Annotated in this window: 18 protein-coding genes; 6 read left to right on the forward strand and 12 right to left on the reverse strand. The window is 70.5% G+C overall.

The features are described 5' to 3' along the window. Positions 1–110: 110 nt before the first annotated feature. The 3 genes from ABLE43_RS05845 to ABLE43_RS05855 all read right to left on the reverse strand — a co-directional run bounded on the left by ABLE43_RS05845 (position 111) and on the right by ABLE43_RS05855 (position 5,869). The gene (locus ABLE43_RS05845) at positions 111–1,376 is read right to left on the reverse strand and encodes a DUF445 domain-containing protein (protein WP_348977541.1); all 1,266 of its coding nucleotides are present in this window, start codon (positions 1,374–1,376) and stop codon (positions 111–113) included. Positions 1,377–1,443: 67 nt separating this feature from the next. Then, on the reverse strand, positions 1,444–4,644 hold the full coding sequence (locus tag ABLE43_RS05850; RefSeq protein ID WP_348977542.1) for an efflux RND transporter permease subunit: 3,201 nt from the start codon (positions 4,642–4,644) through the stop codon (positions 1,444–1,446). Between the two features lie 4 nt (positions 4,645–4,648). After that, on the reverse strand, positions 4,649–5,869 hold the full coding sequence (locus ABLE43_RS05855; protein ID WP_348977543.1) for an efflux RND transporter periplasmic adaptor subunit: 1,221 nt from the start codon (positions 5,867–5,869) through the stop codon (positions 4,649–4,651). A 192-nt stretch (positions 5,870–6,061) separates the two neighbouring features. Here ABLE43_RS05855 and ABLE43_RS05860 point away from each other — a divergent pair, with 192 nt between their 5' ends. Beyond that, positions 6,062–6,784 (forward strand): SIMPL domain-containing protein, encoded by a 723-nt coding sequence (locus ABLE43_RS05860; protein ID WP_348977544.1) that lies wholly within the window; start codon positions 6,062–6,064, stop codon positions 6,782–6,784. 153 nt (positions 6,785–6,937) lie between these two features. Here ABLE43_RS05860 and ABLE43_RS05865 read toward each other — a convergent pair whose 3' ends face one another. From ABLE43_RS05865 to ABLE43_RS05890, 6 genes are all read right to left on the reverse strand, one after another. Next, on the reverse strand, positions 6,938–7,216 hold the full coding sequence (locus tag ABLE43_RS05865; RefSeq protein WP_348977545.1) for a hypothetical protein: 279 nt from the start codon (positions 7,214–7,216) through the stop codon (positions 6,938–6,940). Positions 7,217–7,441: 225 nt separating this feature from the next. Further along, positions 7,442–7,870: a protein tyrosine phosphatase family protein gene (locus tag ABLE43_RS05870; RefSeq protein ID WP_348977546.1), complete on the reverse strand. Its 429-nt coding sequence runs from the start codon at positions 7,868–7,870 to the stop codon at positions 7,442–7,444. A 172-nt stretch (positions 7,871–8,042) separates the two neighbouring features. Further along, a complete protein-coding gene (recQ, locus tag ABLE43_RS05875) occupies positions 8,043–9,803 on the reverse strand; it encodes a DNA helicase RecQ (RefSeq protein WP_348977547.1) in 1,761 nt (586 codons plus the stop codon). A 133-nt stretch (positions 9,804–9,936) separates the two neighbouring features. Continuing rightward, positions 9,937–10,716, reverse strand: a complete 780-nt coding sequence (locus ABLE43_RS05880; protein WP_348977548.1) for a class I SAM-dependent methyltransferase — start codon at positions 10,714–10,716, stop codon at positions 9,937–9,939. Between the two features lie 2 nt (positions 10,717–10,718). Further along, complete coding sequence (locus tag ABLE43_RS05885) at positions 10,719–11,651, reverse strand: alpha/beta fold hydrolase (RefSeq protein WP_348977549.1); 933 nt, start codon at positions 11,649–11,651, stop codon at positions 10,719–10,721. Between the two features lie 317 nt (positions 11,652–11,968). Then, positions 11,969–13,783 (reverse strand): ABCB family ABC transporter ATP-binding protein/permease, encoded by a 1,815-nt coding sequence (locus ABLE43_RS05890; RefSeq protein WP_348977550.1) that lies wholly within the window; start codon positions 13,781–13,783, stop codon positions 11,969–11,971. 95 nt (positions 13,784–13,878) lie between these two features. Between ABLE43_RS05890 and ABLE43_RS05895 the strand changes: the two genes are divergently transcribed. From ABLE43_RS05895 to ABLE43_RS05905, 3 genes are all read left to right on the forward strand, one after another. Next, positions 13,879–14,115 carry a hypothetical protein gene (locus ABLE43_RS05895; protein WP_348977551.1) on the forward strand — a complete coding sequence of 79 codons (237 nt, stop codon included), beginning with the start codon at positions 13,879–13,881 and terminating at the stop codon, positions 14,113–14,115. An 89-nt stretch (positions 14,116–14,204) separates the two neighbouring features. Next, entirely contained in the window at positions 14,205–15,302 is a 1,098-nt protein-coding gene (locus ABLE43_RS05900; protein ID WP_348977696.1) for a DUF475 domain-containing protein, read from the forward strand. A 52-nt stretch (positions 15,303–15,354) separates the two neighbouring features. After that, the gene (locus ABLE43_RS05905) at positions 15,355–16,110 is read left to right on the forward strand and encodes a Coq4 family protein (protein ID WP_348977552.1); all 756 of its coding nucleotides are present in this window, start codon (positions 15,355–15,357) and stop codon (positions 16,108–16,110) included. Positions 16,111–16,128: 18 nt separating this feature from the next. Here ABLE43_RS05905 and ABLE43_RS05910 read toward each other — a convergent pair whose 3' ends face one another. Beyond that, the gene (locus tag ABLE43_RS05910) at positions 16,129–16,470 is read right to left on the reverse strand and encodes a hypothetical protein (RefSeq protein ID WP_348977553.1); all 342 of its coding nucleotides are present in this window, start codon (positions 16,468–16,470) and stop codon (positions 16,129–16,131) included. Between the two features lie 104 nt (positions 16,471–16,574). On the opposite strand from ABLE43_RS05910, the gene recF reads away from it, so the two are divergent. Beyond that, positions 16,575–17,642 (forward strand): DNA replication/repair protein RecF, encoded by a 1,068-nt coding sequence (gene recF / locus ABLE43_RS05915; protein ID WP_348977554.1) that lies wholly within the window; start codon positions 16,575–16,577, stop codon positions 17,640–17,642. Positions 17,643–17,774: 132 nt separating this feature from the next. Here the strand turns inward: recF and ABLE43_RS05920 are convergent, their stop codons facing one another. Then, positions 17,775–18,182: a response regulator gene (locus tag ABLE43_RS05920; RefSeq protein WP_348977555.1), complete on the reverse strand. Its 408-nt coding sequence runs from the start codon at positions 18,180–18,182 to the stop codon at positions 17,775–17,777. Then, on the reverse strand, positions 18,175–19,245 hold the full coding sequence (locus ABLE43_RS05925; RefSeq protein WP_348977556.1) for a GAF domain-containing protein: 1,071 nt from the start codon (positions 19,243–19,245) through the stop codon (positions 18,175–18,177). Before ABLE43_RS05925 ends, ABLE43_RS05920 begins: the two co-directional genes overlap by 8 nt. Positions 19,246–19,520: 275 nt before the next feature. Between ABLE43_RS05925 and ABLE43_RS05930 the strand changes: the two genes are divergently transcribed. Beyond that, positions 19,521–20,972 (forward strand): DEAD/DEAH box helicase, encoded by a 1,452-nt coding sequence (locus ABLE43_RS05930; protein ID WP_348977557.1) that lies wholly within the window; start codon positions 19,521–19,523, stop codon positions 20,970–20,972. Positions 20,973–21,067: the final 95 nt, after the last annotated feature.

Consider the following 21,067-nt stretch of genomic DNA (forward strand, 5'->3'; position numbering starts at 1 on the left):
AGTGCGGCGTTTCCTCGTGGGCCGACCCGCCCCCAGCCCCTCCCTTTCAGGGAGGGGAGTGTGCGCGGGGCATGGCGTGCGCGACGACACGACCGGCGGGAACCCCTTCTTCACAGCCATACGTCCACGACATGGATGGCAAGGCCGACCAGCCCGCCGACCAGTGTGCCGTTGATGCGGATATATTGCAGGTCGCGCCCGACCGCATTCTCCAGCCGCAGCGTGATGGTGGCGGCATCCCAGCCGCGCACCGTGTCCGACACCAGCCGGACGATCGCATCGCCGTAATCCGCCACCGCGCCCACCACCGCGCGCCGGGCGAAGCGGTTGACCTTGGCCCGGAGCGCCGGATCGGCCTCCAGCGTCGCGCCCAGTTGCCGCATCGCTTCGCCCACCGGCCCGGCCAGCGCCCGGTCGGGGTCGCGCGCATGGGCGAGCAGCGTGGCGCGGATGCGTTCCCACACCCCCATCCACCACTGTGCCACCGCCGGATTGGCGAGCAGGTCGGCCTTCAGCCGTTCGACCTTCGCCTGCATCTCGGGCGAATGTTGCAGGTCGTGGGCGAGCAGCGCCAGCCCCTCGTTCGCCTTGGCGCGCAAGGGGTGCGCCGGGTCCGCCGCCACCTCGTCCAGCATCTTGCGCAGGCCGTTCAGCACCGAATTGGCCAGCGTCTCGTCCAGCCCGGTCCAGCGCAGTACCGATCCGGCGCGCTTGCGGATCATGTCGCGGACCAGTTCCTCGTTGGCGTCCAGCGTCTTGGCGGTCCAGCGCACACCTGCGTCGATCAGCGGCAGGTGGCGATCGTCGGCGATCAGCGTGGTGAGGGTGCGCCCGAGCATCGGCGCGACCGCGCTCTGGCGCAGGCGGTTGGCGAGCGCGCCGCGCACCATCGTCCCGAACTGTTCGGGGTCGAGCGCTTCCAGCATGTTGACCGCGAGGCGCGAGGCACCGCGCCGCAGCCGCCCGCCGCGCCGCGCCGGATCGGACAGCCAGCGCCCGGCGGCGCCCGCCACGTCGATCCGCTGCATCCGGCGGGTGACGACCCGCGCGGTCAGGAAATTGTCGCGGAGGAACGTCGCCAGCGTGTCGCCGATCCGGTCCTTGTTGCGCGGGATGATCGCGGTATGGGGGACGGGCAGGCCGAGGGGATGGCGGAACAGCGCGGTGACGGCGAACCAGTCCGCCAGGCCGCCGACCATCGCCGCCTCGGCGAATGCCTGGACGAAGCCCCATGCCGGATGCCCGCCCTGCTGGGAGCGCGAGAGGAGGAACAGCGCGGCCATCGCCACCAGCAGCGCGGTGGCGACACGCCGCATCCGGCGCAATTGAGGAGGAACCGCATCGCCCCCGCGGACGACGCCGACGGATCGTGGCATCGCCGTAACAAAGTTCGAGCGCGGCTTTGGTTCAATGCCGCGCCCGAACTTGTCAGCGTCGTACGGATCACTCCGCCGCGGGCAGGCCCTTCGGCCGATCGTCCTGGGCCAAGCGACCGCCGGGCTGGTGGTCGATCGCCAGCACGTCGTCGCCGTCGCCGGGGCGATAGGTCAGCAGCCGCCGGGACAGCCGCGGCCCGATCCAGCGCTCGAAGCCGACCGCGAGGCTGAACGCGCCCGGCACGATCAGCAGCGTCAGCAGCGTCGAGATGGTCAGCCCGCCGATCACGGTGATCCCCATCGGCGCACGCGACGAGGCATCGCCCGACAGCGCCAGCGCGGTCGGCACCATGCCCGCGACCATCGCCACCGTGGTCATCACGATCGGCTGCGCGCGCTTGTGCCCGGCATCGAGGATCGCGGCCTGTTTCTCGACGCCCTTCTCCATCTCCTCCAGCGCGAAGTCGATGAGCAGGATCGAGTTCTTGGCGACGATGCCGAGCAGCATCAGCAGCCCGATATACACCGGCATCGAGATCGGGTTGCCCGTCACCCACAGCGCCAGCAGCCCGCCCAGCGGTGCCAGCAGCAGCGATCCCATGTTCACGAACGGCGGCATCACCCGCTTGTAGAGCAGCACCAGCACGCCGAAGACGAGGAAGATGCCCGAGATCACCGCGACGATGAAGTTCTGGATCATCTCCGCCTGCCACTTGGCCTGGCCGACGGTCAGTTCGACGACGCCGATCGGCAGGTTCTTCATGGTCGGCAGGTCGTGGATCGCCTTCATCGCCACGCCGGAGACGACGCCCGGCGCAAGGTCGGCACCGACGACGAGGCGGCGCTGCTGGTTGATCCGGTCGATCTTGGTGGGCCCCGCGCCGAAGCCGATGTCGGCGACGACCGACAGCGGCACCGATCCGCCGGAAGCGGTCGGCACCGGCAGGTTCTGGATCGTCGACAGCCGCGAGCGGGCGTCGCGCGAGAGGGCGACGCGGATCGGAATCTGCCGGTCGCTCAGCGAGAAGCGCGCGCTGTTCTGGTCGATGTCGCCCAGCGTCGCGATGCGGATCGCGCCCGACAGCGCGGCGGTGGTCACGCCGAGGCTGGCGGCGAGGTCGCTGCGCGGACGGATGATGATCTCCGGCCGTTGCAGGTCGCCCGACACGCGCGGGGCAACCACCATCGGCAGTTTCTCCATCTCCTTGACCAGCTGGTTCGCGGTCTGGTTCAGCTTGACCGGATCGTCGCCGCCCAGCGTCACCGACAGGTCGCGGCTGGAGCCGCCCCAGCCGAACTGCGACCGGAACGACACCCGCGCATCGGGGATCGACGCCAGCTCGGGCGCGAGGCTGCGCTCGAACTCGACGCTCTTGGTCGAGCGCAGCTTGTCGAAGCTGGCATCGTCCATCAGCCCCAGCTTGTGGCGCACCCGCATGCCGAAGGTCGGCTTCTCGATCAGCTCGGCGGTGACGCGGCCGTTGCCGGCATAGGAGGACGAATAGACCGTCTTGACCAGCGGCTGGGCGCGCAACAGGTTCTCGACGCGCTTGACCACCACGGCGGTCTGTTCGAGCGTGGTGCCCGGCACCATCTCGACGCTGGCGGTCACGCGGTCGCGGTCCTGCGGCGGCTGGAACGTCTGCGGCAGGACCATGAACATCACGACGGTCAGCGCCAGTGCGGCGATGCCGCCGACGACCGGCGCCCAGCGATGCCTGAGCGTCCAGCGCAGCACGTCCATGTAGCGGTCCATCAGCCAGCCCTCGCCGTGCGTGGCGTGGCCGTGCGCCTTCAGGAAATAGGCGGCGATCATCGGGGTGATGAGCCGCGCGACCGCAAGGCTCATCAGCACCGAGACGACGACGGTGAAGCCGAAGTTCTTGAAGAACTGGCCCGCGATCCCCGGCATCATGCCCACCGGCAGGAACACCGCGACGATCGCCATCGTCGTCGCCAGCACCGCGATGCCGATCTCGTCCGCCGCGTCGATCGATGCCTGATAGGCGGATTTGCCCATCCGCATGTGGCGCACGATATTCTCGATCTCGACGATCGCGTCGTCGACCAGCACGCCCGCGACCAGGCTGAGCGCGAGCAGCGTCATCTGGTTGAGGGTGAACCCCATCATGTCCATGAACCAGAAGGCGGGGATCGCCGACAGCGGGATCGCCAGCGCCGAGATCAGCGTGGCGCGCCAGTCGCGCAGGAACAGGAACACGACGACGATCGCGAGGATCGCGCCCTCGACCATCGCCGAGATGGCCGAATGATACTGGATCTCGGTGAACTTGACCGAATTGGACAGCAGCGCGAAGCGGACCTGCGGGTTGCGCTTCTGGAGGTCGGCGAGGCGCTTTTCCGCCTCGTGGAACACGGTCACGTCCGACGCGCCCTTCGCACGCTTGATGTCGAACGCCAGCACCGGGCGGCCGTTATATTCGGCGCGGCTGGTGGGTTCGGCATAGGCGTCGCGCACGTCGGCGATGTCGGCCAGCCGCACCGAACGCCCGCCGCCGACCGGCACCTGCGTCTGGCTGAGGGCATAGGCGGTGGCGGCGTTGCCCAGCACGCGCACCGATTGCTGTGAACCGGCGATCTCCGCCTTGCCGCCCGCCGCGTTCAGATTGACCTGCCGCAGCGCCTGATTGACCTGACTCGCGGTCAGCCCCTGCGCCTGCAACCGCGCGGGATCGAGCGTCACGCGAATCTCGCGATCGACGCCGCCGACACGCTCGACGGTCGCCATGCCCTCGACGGCCAACAGTTCCTTGGCGACGGTGTTGTCGACGTACCAGCTGAGCTGTTCCGCCGTCATGTCGTCCGCGATCGCGGTCCACGACGCCAGATCCTTGTCGGTCGTGTTGGCGCGATAGACCTGCGGTTCGAGAATGCCGTCGGGCAGTTCGCCGCGGATCTGGTTCACCGCCTCGCGCACGTCGTTGACCGCGCGGTCGATCGGCGTGCCGATGTCGAGCTGGACGACGGTGGTCGAGCTGCCCTCGTTCACCGTCGATTCGATCTGGTCGATCCCCTGGAGCGAGCGCACCGCCGCCTCGACGCGCTGCGTGACCTGCGTCTCCAGTTCGGTGGGCGCGGCGCCCGGCTGGCTGATGACGACGATCGCGACCGGGAACTCGATGTCGGGGTCCTGGTTCACGTCCATCCGCAGGAAGCTGACGATCCCCGCGAGCGTGAGCGCGAGGAACAGCACCAGCGGCGGCACCGGGTTGCGGATCGACCATGCCGAGATGTTGCGGAAACCCATCGCGCTATTCCTTGCGAGTGGAAGCTTGGGCGGACGGGGCGGCGGCGCGCACCGGCACCACCTGCTGCCCCGGGTTGAGGAACGCACCCGCGCTGGCGACCACACGCTCGTCGCCGATCAGGCCGGAGGCGATCAGCGCGCCTTCGTCCGACACCTCGGCCACGCGCACGTCGCGGCGCACCGCCTTGTCCTGCGCGTCGATGACATAGACATAGCTGCCCTTGTCGTCGCTCAGCACCGCCGATTCGGGCAGCAGCGGCGCGGTGGCGGCACCCGCCCCGATCCGCGCGCTGGCGAAGCCGCCGGGGCGCAGCGCGGGATCATACTTCAGCGCGATGCGGGCGATGCCCTGCCGCGTCTGCGGATCGATCACCGGCGACACCTGCCACACCTCGCCCTTGAACACGCGGGTGCCGCCTACGGGCGTGACTTCCGCCGGAACGCCCGTGCGCACGGTGGCGAGGTCGGCTTCGGACAGCTGCGCGCGCATTTCCATCTGCCCGCCCATCGCGATGCGGAACAGCACGCCGCTGGCCCCGCCGACCACCTGCCCCGGCTCGACCGCGCGGGTGAGGACGAGGCCGGCCGCGGGTGCGCGGATGTCGAGGCGGCGGTTGCGCGCCTGCGTCTCGGCCAGCTGCGCCTCGGCCACGCGGACGCGCGCCGCCGCCGAATCGCGGGTCGCGGTCTTGCGGTCGAGATCGGCCTTGGACACGAAGCCGCGCCCGACGAGCTGGTTCGAGCGGTCGAGTTCGGTCTGCGCGATCTGCGCATCGGCGCGGGCCACCCGCACCTGCGCCGCGAGCGATTCGGCGGTCTGCGCCTGCACCGACCGGTCGACGGTGGCCAGCACCTGACCCGCGCCGACCCAGCTGCCCGGCTCCACCAGCACGCGGGTGACGAGCCCGCCTTCGCCGACGACGCCGACCGGCATCTCGCGCCGGGCGGCGAGCGATCCGGTGCCGGTGACGTTGCGCGTCACCGTCTCGCGGCCCGGCACCACCACCGTGACCTTCGGCAGCGATCCGGCGGGCGCGGCGGCGGGCGCGGCGCCCTTGGCGGCGGCGCCGTCGGCCTTGCCCTTGCCGAACGCCCACCATGCGCCGATCGCCACCAGCAGCACCACGACGATGCCCACGATCACCGCCCGGCGGCGCGAGCGCGGCCGCTCCGGCCCCTCCAGCAGCGGGCGTTCCCCCGTGATCGTCGTCGATTCGTAGTTCATCCCACCCATCCCGCTGGCCGCAGCCCCCTGCATGTTCCGGGCTGTATTATCCGAATATAGCACCGATCTCAAGCGCACCATCGCGTTTTTCGATAAGAACGACAAGGGCGGCATCGATTGCGTTCAGCGCACGTTGTGGCGCGGTCGCGTAACGACCTTTTCCCTTATCCTGCCGACACGAAGGAACTGCCGATGCTCCGTAACGCCTTGATCCTGGCCGCGATCGGTACCGCGCTGCCCGCCGCTGCGCAGAGCGTGATGCCGCCCGTGGCGACATGGCCCGCCGATGCCACGCTGCTGGAGGTGAGCGCGGAGGGCAAGGCGACCCGGACGCCCGACATCGCGACGATCCGCGCGGGCGTGGTGTCGCAGGCGGCGACCGCCGCCGCCGCGCTGTCGGACAATGCGCAGCGCATGACCCGCGTCGTCGCCGCGCTGCGCCGCGCGGGCGTGGCCGACCGCGACCTGCAGACCGCGCAGATCCAGTTGCAGCCGCAATATCGCTATGCCGAAAATCAGCCGCCCGCGATCACCGGCTATCAGGCGAGCAACAGCGTGTCGGTCCGCTTCCGGGAGGTTGCGAAGAGCGGCGCGATCCTCGATGCGCTGGTCACGCAGGGGGCGAACCAGATCGACGGGCCGACCCTGTCGGTCGACGCCGCCGACGCCGCGCTGGACGAGGCGCGGACCGATGCGATCCGCCGGGCACGCGCCCGGGCCGATCTCTATGCGCGGGCAGCCGGGCTGCGCGTCGATCGCATCCTGTCGATCACCGAGGGCGGGGCGGGCGCGCCGCCGCCGGTGATGCCGATGATGATGGCGCGCGTCGCGGTGCAGCGCGACGAATCGACCCCGATCGCGCCCGGCGAACAGGAACTCACCGCGAACGTGACGGTGCGCTTCGTGCTGCGGTAGGGGGTGTATCGGCTGATCCGGTGAAGCCGGATCAGGGCGGTTCCAGCCCGCTCCCCCACCCGGCCACCCATCAAGGATACCGTGTGGGTGGCCGGGTGGGGGAGCGGGCTGGAACCGCATCCGCGTGAGCGGATCAGATGGTATCAGCGCGCGTCAGTGCGCCCGAGCGCCGCTCGCGAGGAATGCCCGCGCGGCCTTTTGCGCGGCGGCGATCTGTGCGGCGGTCATGTCGGCGGCGATCTCGCTGCGCCATGCCTGGGCGGCGTCGAGCCCGAGCATCGCGGCGAGGTTGAACCATTTATGCGCCTCGACGAGGTCGATGCCGGTCCCGCCGCCGCCGCTCGAATAGCGGATGCCGAGGTCCAACCACGCCGACCCTTCGTCGGCGAACTGCGCGATGCCGCCGTGCGCGGCCTTCAGACTCTGCCCCATGTGCCAAACCCCTGTTGGTACGGAGGTTTGATTAGCGGACATGGTGTTGAACATTGGTTAACGAGGGGCGTCCGGAATCCGGCGCGGGTTGGGGCTGCCGCGCTCCATCCCGTCGACCGTCCGTGTCGAGCACAGTCGAGACACCCCGCGCGACGCCTGCCGCCCGTCCCTCGACTTCGCTCGGGACGAACGGAACCGGATGGTCGGGATCGACCGGAACAGCGCCTATCGCGCGGCCAGCGCCTCCAGCGTCGGACGCATGCCCGACAGGTCATAGCCCGCACCCGCAGCCTTGTCGGCAAGCTCGGCGGGGTCGCCGCCCTGCTTGGCCGAGGCCAGCGCCCACAGGTTGCACGAGCGCGTGCCCGAGCGGCAATAGGCGAGGATCGGCCCGTCGGCGTCCGCCAGCACCGCCGCCATCGCATCGAGCTGCGGATGGCTGAACCCGGCATGGGTGATCGGGATCGCGTGATAGGCGAGACCCGCCGCCGCCGCCGCTTCGGCGATCGCATCACCGCCGGGCTGGCCTGCCTCCTCACCGTCCGGACGGTTGTTGACGATGGTCGTGAAGCCCTGTGCCTTGAGCAGGCCCATGTCGTCGGCGGTGATCTGCGGGCTGACCGAGATGCGGTCGTCGATGCGGCGGATATCCATGGCGCGGGATGTAGCGCGCAGGAATAGGCAGCGCAAATCCTCCCCGGTACGGGGAGGGGGACCGCCGCGAAGCGGTGGTGGAGGGGGTTGGCGGCACACGCCACGGCAGCCATCGCGGCACGCCCCTTCCACCATCCTGCGGATGGTCCCCCTCCCCGTGCCGGGGAGGCGCTTAGTGTTGCCTGATTACGCCCAGGAACGCCTCGCCATAGGCTTCCAGCTTCTTCTCGCCCACGCCGGTGATGCGGCGCATGCCGCCGATGGTCTGCGGGCGGTCGCTCGCCATGTCGCGCAGCACCGAATCGTGGAAGATGACATAGGGCGGCACGCCCGCTTCCTGCGCCAGCTCGCGGCGTTTCGCGCGCAGCGCCTCGAACAGCGGGTCGCCGGTCGGGTTGGGCACCACATCGCCCCGGCGGCGGCGTTCGCGCTTGGGCGGCACGATCAGCGAGAGCGTCGCCTCGCCCTTCAGCAGCGGGCGGGCGGCGGGGCCGAACTCCAGCCCGCCATGGTCGTTGGCGCGCAGCGCGTCGCGCAGTTGCAGCGCGCGGCCCACGGGCTTGAGCAGCCGCACGTCGTCGCCGTCGACGATGTTCCAGACGGACAGCTTCTCATGCCCGTTCATCAGGCTGCGCTCGGTCGACTGGCCGGTCAGCACCTGCTCGATATAGGTCGCGCCGAACATCATGCCGGTGCGGAACACCGCCGACAGATACTTGCGCGCCACCTCGGTCGCGTCGATCGCGTTCGGCGGGTTGAGGCAGTTGTCGCAATTGCCGCACTGTTCGGGCGGATGCTCGCCGAAATGGCGCAGCAGGATGGCGCGGCGGCACCCCGCCGTCTCGACCAGCGCGCCCAGCGCGTTGAGCCGCTGGCGCTCGCCGCCTTGGCGGGCAGGCTCGACCTCGCCGATACGCTGGCGGGCGCGGGCGAAATCCTCGGCGCCCCAGAACAGATGCGCCACCGCCGGATCGCCGTCGCGCCCCGCGCGCCCGGTCTCCTGATAATAGGCCTCGATCGATTTCGGCAGTCCGGCATGCGCGACGAAGCGCACGTCGGGCTTGTCGATCCCCATGCCGAAGGCGATGGTCGCGACCATCACCATGTCTTCGGACGCGACGAAGTCGTGCTGGTTGCGCTGGCGCACGGCGGGGTCGAGCCCGGCGTGATAGACCCGCACCGGGCGGCCGGTCTTCGCCAGCGACTCGGCCAGCTTCTCGGTCCCTGCGCGCGACTGGACATAGACGATGCCGGGGCCGGGCGTGGCGGCGATCACGTCGGCGATCTGCCGCGTCGTCTGGTCGCGCGGTGCGATGTGATAGCGGATGTTGGGCCGGTCGAACCCCGCGACGATCAGCCCGTCGTGGGGGATGCCCAGCTGTTCGAGGATGTCGGCGCGGGTATGGGCATCGGCGGTGGCGGTCAGCGCGAGGCGCGGCACGTCCGGAAACTGGTCGAGCAGCGGGCGCAGCAGGCGATAGTCGGGCCGGAAGTCATGGCCCCATTCGCTGACGCAATGCGCCTCGTCGATCGCGAACAGCGACAGTTGCCCGCGCGCCAGCAGGTCGCGGAAATCCCCGCCCGACGCGCGTTCGGGCGCGACGTAGAGCAGGTCCAGCTCGCCGTCGAGGAAGCGCCCGCGCGTCTCGGCGCGATTGTCGTCGGCGGAGGTGAGCGTCGCGGCGCGGATGCCGACGGCGGTCGCCGCGCGCAGCTGGTCGTGCATCAGCGCGATCAGCGGCGAGACGACGACGCAGCAGCCCGGCAGCATCTTCGCCGGAAGCTGATAGGTCAGCGACTTGCCCGCACCGGTCGGCATCACCGCCAGCGTGCGCGCGCCCGACAGGACGCGATCGACCACCTGCCGCTGGACACCGCGGAAGTCGGGAAAGCCGAAGGTCGATTGGAGGACGGGGATCGGGTCTGGCGCCATTGCGGTCCCACCTAGGGTGTGACGGGCCGAAAGGGAACCGTTCGTCCCGAGCGAAGTCGAGGGACGTGCCGCAGGCGTCGCGCCCGGTGTCTCGACTTCGCTCGACACGAACGGACGGCGGCAGTCGGGTGGATTATCGCACCCGCACCGCGCGCCAGCCGTCGCCGGTGATCGCCGCCTCGCCGACGGTGCCAGCGTAGCTGCGTCCGCCCGCGGTGAACCGCAACGTCTTGCCGCTGAGGCTGCCCGTCACCGCCGCGCCGCCCAGCGTGCCGGTCACGTCCTGGAAGCGCTGGTCGATCGTCAGCATCGCCTCGCGCCCGCCCGGCAACGTCACGCGCCATTCGCCGCCCGCGACGGCGGGCACGATCCACAGATACACCCTCCGGTCGCCGACCAGCCGCTCGCCGTCCGGGCGCCATTCGCCCATGTCGAACGCGTGGGTCACGATCCGCGTGCCGGGGCGCAGTTCGGTCAACAGGCGCGGGCGCAGCGCGAGGTTGATCCGCGGCAGCAGGTACATCGTCACCACGTCCGCCTGGCCTAGCGGCACGTCGAACAGGTTCGCACGGGTGAAGCGTGCCCGCTCGCCCAGACCGTACAGCGCGGCATTGCGGCGGGCGCGATCGACCAGCGTCGCGTCGATCTCCACCCCGCTTGCCAAGGCCCCGGCGCGTGCGGCGGCGAGCACGATGCGCCCGTCACCCGAGCCGAGGTCGATCAGCGTCTCCCCCGGCCTGACCGCCGCCAGCCCGAGCATCGCGTCGACCACCGTATCGGGGGTGGGGACATAGGGCACGTCATAATCGGGCTCGCGCGCGGCGATGCCGGTGCCGCTGAGGATATGGCCCATGCCGTCGCCATAGGCATTGCACCCGCCGAGCAGCAGCGCCGCGACGACCAGCCGCCGCATCGTCAGCGCGCCAGCGGACGCAGCCAGCGCGCGACCTCGCCCGGATGGGTCACGGGCAGCATATGGCCGCCGGCAATGGTGGTGAGCGTGGCGGCGGGGATCGCCGCCGCCGTCGCCTCGCCGTGGAGCAGCGGGTCGAGGAGATTGTCGTCCCTGCCATAGAGGATCGCGACCGGCTTCGCGAGGACGCCGTAGCGCGGGACCATCGCCTCGAGCGAGGGGTTGGCGGCGTGGATCTCGAACGCGCCCGCTTCATAGGCGGACGGGCGCAGCGACGCCATGCCGCCGCCGCGCGTGCCGAAATCGCCCGGTACGGCATCGGGCGCGAAGATCTTCTTCGCCACCAGCAGCCCGGTCAGCGACGACAGCGGCGTGGCGATCGTCCATGCCGCCAGCGCGCGCAAGGGGGCAGGGGGAGCCTTGCCGGTGAACACCGCGGGCAGCGCCGCCAGCGGTCGGGTCAGCGGGGCGATCAGCGCCACGCCGCCGATCTTGGCGGGATGGTCGAGCGCCAGCGCCAGTGCGACCGCGCCGCCCATCGAATGGCCGACCAGCAGCGGGCGATCGAGCCCCAGCGCGTCGATCGCATCGGCGATCATCCGCGCCTGCACCTCGATCGGCGGCTGCGTGCCCTCGACGGTCGAATGGCCCCAGCCGGGCCGGTCGATCAGGATCAGGCGATGGTCGCGCTCCAGCTCGGCGGTCAGCGCGTACGAGAAGTTGCGGAGCTGGCCGTAGAGGCCGTGGAGCATGACGATCACCGGCCCGTCGCCGCCGGTATCGACATAATGCAGCCGCCCGCCCGGCACGTCGACGAAGCGTCCGTCGGGCGGGACCATCGCATCGGCGGCGACGGCGGCGATCGCGGTCCAGCCGACCAGCACCCCGCCGATCAGCGCGGTGGTGACGGCGGTCTTGCGCAGCTTGTTCGTCATCGGCCTAATCCTTTTCGTCACAGCGGGCTACGCTTCGGGGGCGGGAAGGGTCCGGCGGGGTTGATGTGGGTTGGGTAGAAGAAGGTCGGTTTCACGCGAAGGCGCGAGGGCACGAAGAAGGGATTGGTTCGCGCGGAGGCGCGGAGGCGCGGAGAGATGGTGGGGCGGTACCGGTTTGTCCGGCGAAGCCGCCTGTCCAGCATCGACGAGATGAAGAGCCGCTGTCGCGGCAAGCACTCGCTCTCTGCGCCTCCGCGCCTCCGCGCGAAAACCTCCTTCTTCTCTTCGCGTCTTCGCGCCTTCGCGTGAAACCGAATCTACTCGACGAGCGCCGCCTCGCGCTCCGCCGCCTGCCGTGCCCACATCTCGGCATAGACGCCGCCCGATCGCAACAGTTCGGCATGCGAGCCGCTCTCCACGACCCGGCCCGCTTCCAGCACGACGATGCGGTCGGCATGGACCACGGTCGACAGCCGGTGCGCGATCACGATCGTGGTGCGCCCGCGCTCGATCGCCTCCAGCGTGGCGAGGATGTCGGCCTCGGTCCGGCTGTCGAGCGCGCTGGTCGCCTCGTCGAGGATCAGCACCGGCGGGTTCTTGAGCAGGGTACGGGCGATCGCCACCCGCTGCTTCTCGCCGCCCGACAGCTTCAGCCCGCGCTCGCCGACGCGGGTGTCATAGCCGTCCGGCAGGCTGGCGATGAACGGCGCGATCGCCGCACCGCGCGCCGCCGCCGCGATATCGTCGGGCGTGGCGTCGGCACGGCCATAGGCGATGTTGTAGCCGATGGTGTCGTTGAACAGCACCGTATCCTGCGGCACGATACCGATCGCCGCGCGCAGCGACGCCTGCGTCACGCCCGCGATATCCTGTCCGTCGATCGTGATCCGCCCGGCGGTGGGGTCGTAGAAGCGGAACAGCAGCCGGGCGAGCGTCGACTTGCCCGCGCCCGACGGCCCGACCACCGCCAGCGTCGTGCCCGCCGGTATCTCGAGGTCGATGCCCTTCAGGATCGCGCGCCCGTCGCCATAGCCGAAGCCGACGCCCTCGAACCGCACCGTGCCGCGCGTGACGGCGAGCGGCGGGGCGCCGGGCGCGTCGGTCACGTCGGCGGGGGTGTCGATCAGGTCGAACATCGCGCCCATGTCGACCACGCCCTGCCGCACGGTGCGATAGACCATGCCGAGCAGGTCGAGCGGGCGGAACAGCTGCGTCAGCAGCGTCGACACCAGCACCACGTCGCCGGGCGAGAAGCGCCCGCTGTTCCAGCCGAACACCACCAGCGCCATGCCGCCGCCCAGCATCAGCGCGGTGATGAACGCCTGCCCGATGTTGAGCAGCGCCAGCGAATTCTCCGACTTCACCGCCGCATCGGCATAGCTGGCGACCGCGCGGTCGTAGCGCGCCGCCTCGCGCGCCTCGGCCCCGAAATATTTGACCGTTTCGAAGTTCAGCAGCGAATCGACCGCGTGCGCGACCGCGCCGGTATCGAGGTCGTTCATCCGTTCGCGCAGGGACGACCGCCAGTCGGTGACGATCCGGGTGAAGCCGATATAGACCACCACCATCGCCACCGTGCCGCCGACCAGCCACGCCCCGAAGCGCGTGCCGAAGATCCACAGCACCAGCCCCAGTTCGAGGATCGTCGGCGCGATGTTGAACAGCAGGAAGTACAGCATCGTGTCGATGCTCTTGGTCCCGCGCTCGACGACCTTGGTGACGGCCCCGGTGCGCCGCTCCAGATGGAAGCGCAGCGACAGCGCGTGGAGGTGGCGGAACACCGATGCCGCCAGCCGCCGGGTCGCGTCCTGCCCGACGCGCTCGAACACGACGTTGCGTAAGTTGTCGAACAGCGTGCCCGCGAAGCGCGCGGCGGCATAGCCCGCGACCAGCGCGACCACCAGCCACAGCGCGTCGCGCGATCCCGCCGCCATCGTGTCGATCGCGCCCTGCAATGCGAAGGGCGCGCCGCGCACCTGCACCACCTTCGACGCGATCACCAGCAGCATCGCGGCGACGATGCGGACCTTGAGGCCGGTCGCGCCCTTCGGCCAGAGATAGGGGAGGAAGCGACGCAGCGTCGCGAGCATCGGCCGGGTCGGGCCGGAAGGAACACGGGTTTCGGGGCGCATTGCAAGCGCTATCTGGGGCGCCGGGCGCATGCTTGCAACGCTTCGTCGGAACAACCGGCCGCGCGGGGGATTAAGCAATTGTCAAGGAGATCGATATGGCCCCGCTGGTCTATGTCATGGCGATCCTGGGTTGCGGCGACGACGGTGCCGCCTGCACCCGCGAACGCATCGCCCCCGCCACCTTCGCCACGGTCGCCGAATGCCAGGCGGCGGTGCCTGCGATGCTGACGCGCAATACCGACCTGTCCTATCCGGTCATCATGGCCGATTGCCAGGCCGGTTCCCGCGAGACGATCGCACAGGCGCAATCCATGGTTCGCCGCAACGGCTGAGCTTTGACTGTCGAGCGACAGTCGCTATGCGCGTCCGGCAGAGGTGAGGCCCGCGACGTGGCCGTAACCGCCATGGGGGACGCCGGGTGCTGCTGAAATACTACAAGGGATCCTTCCTGTTCACCGCCGTCTGCCTCGCGCTGGCGGCGTGGCTGGGCTGGGAATCGACCGGGACGGTCGGCGGCACGCTCGGCATCCTGTGGATCACCGCCGTGCTCGGCGTGCTGGAGGTGTCGCTGTCGTTCGACAATGCGGTGGTCAACGCCACCGTGCTGCGCGACATGGATGCGAAGTGGCGGCGGCGGTTCCTGACATGGGGCGTGCTGATCGCGGTGTTCGGGATGCGGATCGTGTTCCCGCTGGCGATCGTCGCCATCGCCGCGCAGGTCGGACCCGTAGAGGCGGTCAAGCTGGCGGCGGGCGATCCGGAGCGGTACCAGGAGATCATCACCGGCGCGCATATCGGCATCGCCGGGTTCGGCGGCGCGTTCCTCGCGATGGTCGGCCTCAATTTCTTCCTCGATCCCGAAAAGGACGTGCACTGGCTCGGCCCGATCGAGCGGCCGATCGCCGGACTGTCGCAGATCAGCGGGCTGGCGGTCGGCGTCGTCCTGCTGATACTCTACGGCGTGTCGCGGATGCTGACGACGGACGAGGCGCTGACCTTCCTCGTCTCGGGCATGCTCGGCCTCGTCGTGTTCATCATCGTCCATGGCCTCGGCACCGTGCTGGAGGGCGACGGCGATGCCGTGACCGGCGCGGCGGCGCGTTCGGGCCTCGCGTCGTTCCTGTACCTCGAGGTGCTCGACGCCAGCTTCTCGTTCGACGGGGTGATCGGGGCCTTCGCGCTGTCGAACAACCTGTTCATCATCGCGCTCGGCCTCGGCATCGGCGCGATGTTCGTGCGGTCGATGACGATCATGCTGGTCGATCACGGGACGCTGACCCAGTATCGCTACCTCGAACACGGGGCCTTCTATGCCATCGTCGCGTTGGCGGCGATCATGCTGCTGTCGGCGCATTTCCATATTCCGGAGACGATCACCGGCCTGATCGGCGCGGCGCTGATCGGCCTCGCCTTCTGGTCGTCGGTCCGCCACAACCGCAAGAACCCGCAGGATGCACTGGTCGACGCCGATCCGGTGACGCCGTCCGGCGCGCATCTGCACGACCGCCACGGCGCTTGAAGCCTGCCCGCGATGCTGTCACATTGACAGCATTGTAAGTAACGAGGGCGGCATGGCGAGCCACGCGCAGGGAACCGAACCGATCCAGCCCATGCGGCGCGACTGGCGCACCGCATGGGCGGCGCTCCGGCGGCTGCTGGCGAACGGCGACGATACGGTGCAGGTGTTCCGCATCATGCGGGCGCTGAACGCCGATACCAGCCACCGCAACTATGCCCGGCTGCTGACCGAGCCGGGCGGCGGGCGCATCGCCTATCAGCGGGTGGAACTGGCCGACCGCTTCTCCGACCGGGCATGGCTCGACGCGCTGCCCGAGGGGAGCGTCGGCGCCCACTATCGCGCGTTCCTCGACCGCACCGGCTTTTCGGCGCAGGGGCTGGCCGACATCAGCTACGCCGACGGCGAGGGCTGGCAGCGGGTCGAGCATCCCGTCGCCTGGTTCGGGCGGCGCGAGCGCGACGTGCACGACATCTGGCACGTCCTGACCGGCTATACCGCCGAGGAGCATCTGGGCGAGGCCTGCCTCGTCGCCTTTTCCTATGCCCAGACCGGCGGACTGGGCTGGGCGGCGATCGCGCTGGGCGCGGCGGTCAAGTCGCTGCGCGTGACCGGGGAGCGCGATTTCGCGCGGGCGGTGTGGGAGGGATACCGCCATGGCCGCCGCGCCCGCTGGCTGCACCGCGAGGATTATGCGGCGCTGCTCGCCGAACCGCTCGACGATGCGCGCCGGCGGCTCGGGATCGCCGAACCGGTTGCCTACCGGATCGCGCAGGCAAGGCTGCGCGCGCGGGGGATATCGGGAATCTGATACGGCGGGGCGGCCGCGTTACTTCGCCAGCGTCGCGCTCGCCTGTGCCTCGCCCGCGTCGCGGACCGCCTTGGCGCGCGCTTCGGCCTGTTGCTCGACCAGCCTGGCCTCCTGCCTGATCGCATCGGCGCGGACCTTGAGGCGCTCGGCATCATAGCCGCCGCCCTGGCCCGCCTGGTTGAGCAGCCCTTCCGCCTCGACCTTCATCTGCGCGGTCTGGTTCTCGGCCGCCGCCTCGATCGCGTCGGCCTGTGCATCGGCCTGGTCGCGCAGCTGCGCGGCGGCCTTTTCCTGCGGCGTCTGCGCGCCGCACGCGGAGACGGCGAAGGCGGCGGCGGCGACAAAGGCGAAGCGGTTCATCGGGACGTCCTGTTGCATGAGTACACGTGCAATTCGCGGGGGCCCGGAAAGTTTCGTTCGTATAACATTGGTATGATCCGGTTCGACACACTAACGACGGGGCGATGCTGCGTCGCCTGACCCTGACCGACTTCCGCAACCATGCGGCGGCGACGATCGAACCGGGGCCGGGCTTCGTGGTGCTGAGCGGCCCGAACGGCGCGGGCAAGACCAATCTGCTGGAGGCGGTGTCGCTGCTGGCGCCGGGCCGCGGGCTGCGCCGGGCGGCGCTGTCGGACATGGCGCGCGAGGGCGGGGCGGGGGGCTTCGGCGTCGCCGCCGCGCTGGAGGGCGACATCGATCTGGCGACCGGAACGCTGCCGAATGCGCCCGAACGGCGGATCGTCCGGATCAACGGCGCGAACGCATCGGCGGCGGCGCTGGCCGAACGGCTGTCGGTGCTGTGGCTGACCCCGGCGATGGACCGGCTGTTCGTCGAACCGGCGGGCGAGCGGCGGCGCTTCCTCGACCGGCTGACGCTGGCGCTCGATCCGGGGCACGGCGTGCAGGCGACGCGCTACGACGCGGCGATGCGCCAGCGCAACCGGTTGCTGGCGGAGGACGGCGTGCCCGATCGCGACTGGCTGGCGGCGCTGGAGGCGCGGATGGTCGAGCATGGGCTGGCGATGGCGGCGGCGCGGGCGGCCTGTGTCGCTGCGCTCGACGCGCGGATTGCGGCGGCACCGGCGGCGGGATTTCCCCGCGCCGCGCTGGCGCTGGAGGGGTGGCAGGGCGATGCCGCCCGCTTCGCGCGCGAACTGGCCGAAGGGCGGGCGCGCGATGCGGCGGCGGGGCGGGCGCTCGGCGGGCCGCATCGCACCGACCTGATCGTCGCCGATCGCGACCGGGGGCAGGCGGCGGCGCGCTGTTCGACCGGCGAGCAGAAGGCGCTGCTGCTCGGCCTCGTGCTGGCGCATGCCGAACTGGTGGCGGACCGCAGCGGGCGCGCGCCGGTGCTGCTGCTCGACGAGGTGGCGGCGCATCTCGACCCCGATCGGCGCGCGGCGCTGTTCGCGCGGGCGGCGGGGATCGGGCAGGTCTGGCTGACGGGCACCGAGGCGGCGCTGTTCGCGGCGGTGCCGGGGGCGGCCACGCGCTTCCATGTCGCGGACGGGGCGGTGATCGCGGGGTAGGCGGACCCGGCCCGAGCCCCCGACCGTTCGTGTCGAGCGCAGGCGAAACACCATGCGGGTCGCCTGCGGTACGTCCCCCGACTTCGCGCGGGACGAACGGGATGTCCGGGATCGGACCGATCGAAAACCGCTTCAGGCGTAGAAGTGCAGTTCCGGCGGCACCCGTTCGGGTTGCCGCCCCTGTGCGTGGGCATGGGCGGCGGCCACCGCATGGCCGAGGCCCGCGGTCGGGAACGGCTTGGCGATGCAGCCGAGGATGCGGGGATGGTCGGCGCGGTCGGGGCAGTTGCCGCTGAGGAACAGGCAGGGCACGCCCATCTCCGCCAACGCCACCGCCACCGCCCGGCCGCAGTCGCCCGTCGCCAGCCGCACGTCGCACAGCGCCATGTCGGGCCGCTCGCGTGTTGCCAGCGCCAGCGCTTCCGCCTGCGTATCGACGATACCGACGACGCTGTGATCGTGGAGCAGCAGCGCGTCCTCAATCAGCATCGCGACCAGCGCCTCGTCCTCGACCACCAGGATGCGCAGCGGTTCAGCCATGTGCCGCCAGCGTCACGGCCAGCGCGTCCGCCCCGTCGCGCGCGAGTTCGGCGCGCAGTTGCCGCAGCAGCGCGCGCACCAGGCGGCTGTCGTCGATCGCGGGCTGCGCCGCGCCCAGGCCCGGTGCCTGCAACCGCAGGTCGAGCCGGGTTCCCGCCTGACCGATGGTCAGCGTCGCATCGGCGTCGGCGGGCAGCAGCGCCTGCACCAGCATCGCGGCGGCGGCGGCCTGCTCGACCGGCAGCGCGGGCGGCGGCGTGTCGCCCGTCCATGGCGATCCGTCCTGATCGACCAGCGATCCCAGCAGCGCGGCGAGATCGATCCGCGTCGGCGTCGCGGTGGCATAGAGCGGGCGATGCGCGGCGGCGAGCACCTCCAGCCGCCCGGCGGCGAGCGCCAGCGCATCGCGCACGCCCGCATCCGCGCTGTCGGCCATGCCGAGCCGCACCACCGCCACCGCGGTCTGGAGCGCATTGCGCACCCGGTGGTTGAGTTCGCCCAGCAGCCGCTCGCGCGTCGCGATCCCCTCGCGCAGCTCCGCCTCGACGCGCAGGCGATATTTGGCGAGCGCGACATAGTGGCACAGCGTGCGCAGCAGCGCGAGTTCGTCGGCGTCGAACCGGTCGGTCCAGCGTCGCCCGAAGCTCAAGGTGCCCATCAGCGTCGATCCATGGATCAGCGGGGTGCAGGCATAGGCATCGACGCCGAGCCCGCGCACCGTGTCGGTCATCTCCGCGTCCGACGCCTGGATCGAAAACGCCTCGATCGGATGACCGTCGCGCGCGACGCGGCCGCACACCGCCTGCCCCAGCGCCAGCCGGTCGAGCGCCGCCGCCTGCGCCGCGTCCAGCCCGCCGTGCGCGTCGAGCCGCAGTTCGTCGCCGTCGAGCCGGTAGTTGATGAAGAGGTCGAGCCGCAGTTCGTCGGCGATCAGCGCGAACAGGTCGCGCACCATCGTCGCCGGGTCGTCGGCCGCCAGCAGCCGGTCGGCCGCGTCGCCCAGCAGCCGGAGGTGCCGCCGCGGCAGGCTGTCGAGTCGGGGGTCGGGCAGGCCGCTGTGCATCAGCTACCCGATGTAGGGTGGCAACCTACCCATCGCCATCGACCGTTTGCATGATGCAGGTGAAGCGGTCGCGGTTGACGCGGGCGTCCGTTCCGCCTATCTGCCGCAGTGCAGCGACGCTTTTTCAGGCAGCGTGATCGGACCCCTTGGGTCTCGGCTCCGCGTCGCGGCTCCAACCGGCTTCCCTAGTCACGCGGGTCGCAATTTTTTGCCCCGCCACCCGTGTGCCCGTCGTTGCGGCATGCGGTTGCCGGACCTGTTTTATAGGAACGCACATGTCCTTCCAGTCGCTCGGCCTGTCGAAGTCGATCCTCGACGCGCTCGCCGCCAAGAATTACGAAACCCCCACCCCGATCCAGCGCGACGCGATCCCGCTGGTGCTCGAAGGGCGCGACCTGCTCGGCATCGCGCAGACCGGCACCGGCAAGACCGCCGCCTTCGTGCTCCCGTCGATCGACCTGCTGGTCAAGGCCAACGTCCGTCGCCGCCCGATGCGCTGCCGGATGCTGGTGCTGGCCCCGACGCGCGAACTGGTCAGCCAGATCGCCGACAACGCCCGCGCCTATGCCAAGCACAGCAAGCTGACCGTCGCCACCGTGTTCGGCGGCGTGCCGGTGGCGCGCAACATCCGCGACGTGGCGTCGGGCGTCGACATCCTCGTCGCGACGCCGGGCCGGCTGCTCGACCTGATCGACCAGAAGTGCCTCGGCCTCGGCGAGCTGGAAATCCTCGTGCTGGACGAGGCGGACCAGATGCTCGACCTCGGCTTCATCCACGCGCTGCGCCGCATCGTGGCGATGGTGCCGAAGTCGCGCCAGACGCTGTTCTTCTCGGCGACGATGCCCAAGGACATCCGCGATCTGGCCGACAAGTATCTCACCGATCCGGCGACCGTGCAGGTGACGCCGGTCGCCTCGACCGCCGAGCGCGTCGAGCAATACGTCACCTTCGTCCAGCAGGCGGAGAAGCAGGCGCTGCTGACGCTGTTCTTCCGCAATACCAAGATCGACCGCTCGATCGTGTTCACCCGCACCAAGCATGGCGCGGATCGCGTCGTGAAGCTGCTGGCGGCGAACGGCATCGCGTCGAACGCGATCCACGGCAACAAGTCGCAGCCGCAGCGCGAGAAGGCGCTGGCCGCGTTCCGCGACGGCACCGTGCCGATCCTGGTGGCGACCGACATCGCCGCGCGCGGCATCGACGTGTCGGGGGTCAGCCATGTGGTGAACTTCGAGCTGCCGAACGTCTCGGAGCAGTATGTCCACCGCATCGGCCGCACCGCGCGTGCCGGCGCCTCGGGTGTCGCGTTCAGCTTCTGCGCGGACGACGAGCGGCCCTATCTCAAGGGCATCGAGAAGCTGACCAGGCAGAAGGTCGAGGTCGTGCCGCTGCCTGAGGACTTCCTGCAGCAGAGCGCGCAGATCAAGGCGAGCCGCGCGCCCTATGCCCCCGACCGCCCCGAGCGGCTGCCCAGCGAGCGCGGTCCGGCGCGGCCGCGTGCGACCCATGCGCACGGTGCCAAGCCCGCGCATGGCTCGGCACGCAGCGGTTCGGTCGGCAACCCGGCACGCGGCGGCCAGCCGCGGCGTGACGGGCAGGGCGGCGGCCAGCCCCAGCGCGAGGGCGGTGCCGGTCGTCCCGCGGCGGGCGGTGGTCAGCGTCCGGGCGGCGGCGGTCGCGGTCGCGGCGGTCGCGGTCGCGGCGGTGCTCCGCGCGCCACGGCGTAACCCAGCCGATCCTCCCCGGCACGGGGAGGGGGACCAGCCGCAGGCTGGTGGAGGGGGGTATCCACGAACGCAACGGCAGCGTTTTCGGGCACCCC

The sequence above is a fragment of the Sphingomonas silueang genome (assembly GCF_040049155.1).
Lineage (GTDB): Bacteria > Pseudomonadota > Alphaproteobacteria > Sphingomonadales > Sphingomonadaceae > Sphingomonas > Sphingomonas silueang.

What these genes read in the sequence shown, in the direction of transcription:
- ABLE43_RS05925 (WP_348977556.1), bottom strand. Translation starts at nt 19,245, where the DNA reads ATGCACAGCGGCCTGCCCGACCCCCGACTCGACAGCCTGCCGCGGCGG.
- ABLE43_RS05890 (WP_348977550.1), bottom strand. Translation starts at nt 13,783, where the DNA reads ATGCGCCCCGAAACCCGTGTTCCTTCCGGCCCGACCCGGCCGATGCTC.
- recF (WP_348977554.1), top strand. Translation starts at nt 16,575, where the DNA reads ATGCTGCGTCGCCTGACCCTGACCGACTTCCGCAACCATGCGGCGGCG.
- ABLE43_RS05910 (WP_348977553.1), bottom strand. Translation starts at nt 16,470, where the DNA reads ATGAACCGCTTCGCCTTTGTCGCCGCCGCCGCCTTCGCCGTCTCCGCG.
- recQ (WP_348977547.1), bottom strand. Translation starts at nt 9,803, where the DNA reads ATGGCGCCAGACCCGATCCCCGTCCTCCAATCGACCTTCGGCTTTCCC.
- ABLE43_RS05855 (WP_348977543.1), bottom strand. Translation starts at nt 5,869, where the DNA reads ATGAACTACGAATCGACGACGATCACGGGGGAACGCCCGCTGCTGGAG.
- ABLE43_RS05860 (WP_348977544.1), top strand. Translation starts at nt 6,062, where the DNA reads ATGCTCCGTAACGCCTTGATCCTGGCCGCGATCGGTACCGCGCTGCCC.
- ABLE43_RS05930 (WP_348977557.1), top strand. Translation starts at nt 19,521, where the DNA reads ATGTCCTTCCAGTCGCTCGGCCTGTCGAAGTCGATCCTCGACGCGCTC.
- ABLE43_RS05920 (WP_348977555.1), bottom strand. Translation starts at nt 18,182, where the DNA reads ATGGCTGAACCGCTGCGCATCCTGGTGGTCGAGGACGAGGCGCTGGTC.
- ABLE43_RS05850 (WP_348977542.1), bottom strand. Translation starts at nt 4,644, where the DNA reads ATGGGTTTCCGCAACATCTCGGCATGGTCGATCCGCAACCCGGTGCCG.
- ABLE43_RS05885 (WP_348977549.1), bottom strand. Translation starts at nt 11,651, where the DNA reads ATGACGAACAAGCTGCGCAAGACCGCCGTCACCACCGCGCTGATCGGC.
- ABLE43_RS05880 (WP_348977548.1), bottom strand. Translation starts at nt 10,716, where the DNA reads ATGCGGCGGCTGGTCGTCGCGGCGCTGCTGCTCGGCGGGTGCAATGCC.
- ABLE43_RS05845 (WP_348977541.1), bottom strand. Translation starts at nt 1,376, where the DNA reads ATGCCACGATCCGTCGGCGTCGTCCGCGGGGGCGATGCGGTTCCTCCT.
- ABLE43_RS05895 (WP_348977551.1), top strand. Translation starts at nt 13,879, where the DNA reads ATGGCCCCGCTGGTCTATGTCATGGCGATCCTGGGTTGCGGCGACGAC.
- ABLE43_RS05905 (WP_348977552.1), top strand. Translation starts at nt 15,355, where the DNA reads ATGGCGAGCCACGCGCAGGGAACCGAACCGATCCAGCCCATGCGGCGC.
- ABLE43_RS05870 (WP_348977546.1), bottom strand. Translation starts at nt 7,870, where the DNA reads ATGGATATCCGCCGCATCGACGACCGCATCTCGGTCAGCCCGCAGATC.
- ABLE43_RS05865 (WP_348977545.1), bottom strand. Translation starts at nt 7,216, where the DNA reads ATGGGGCAGAGTCTGAAGGCCGCGCACGGCGGCATCGCGCAGTTCGCC.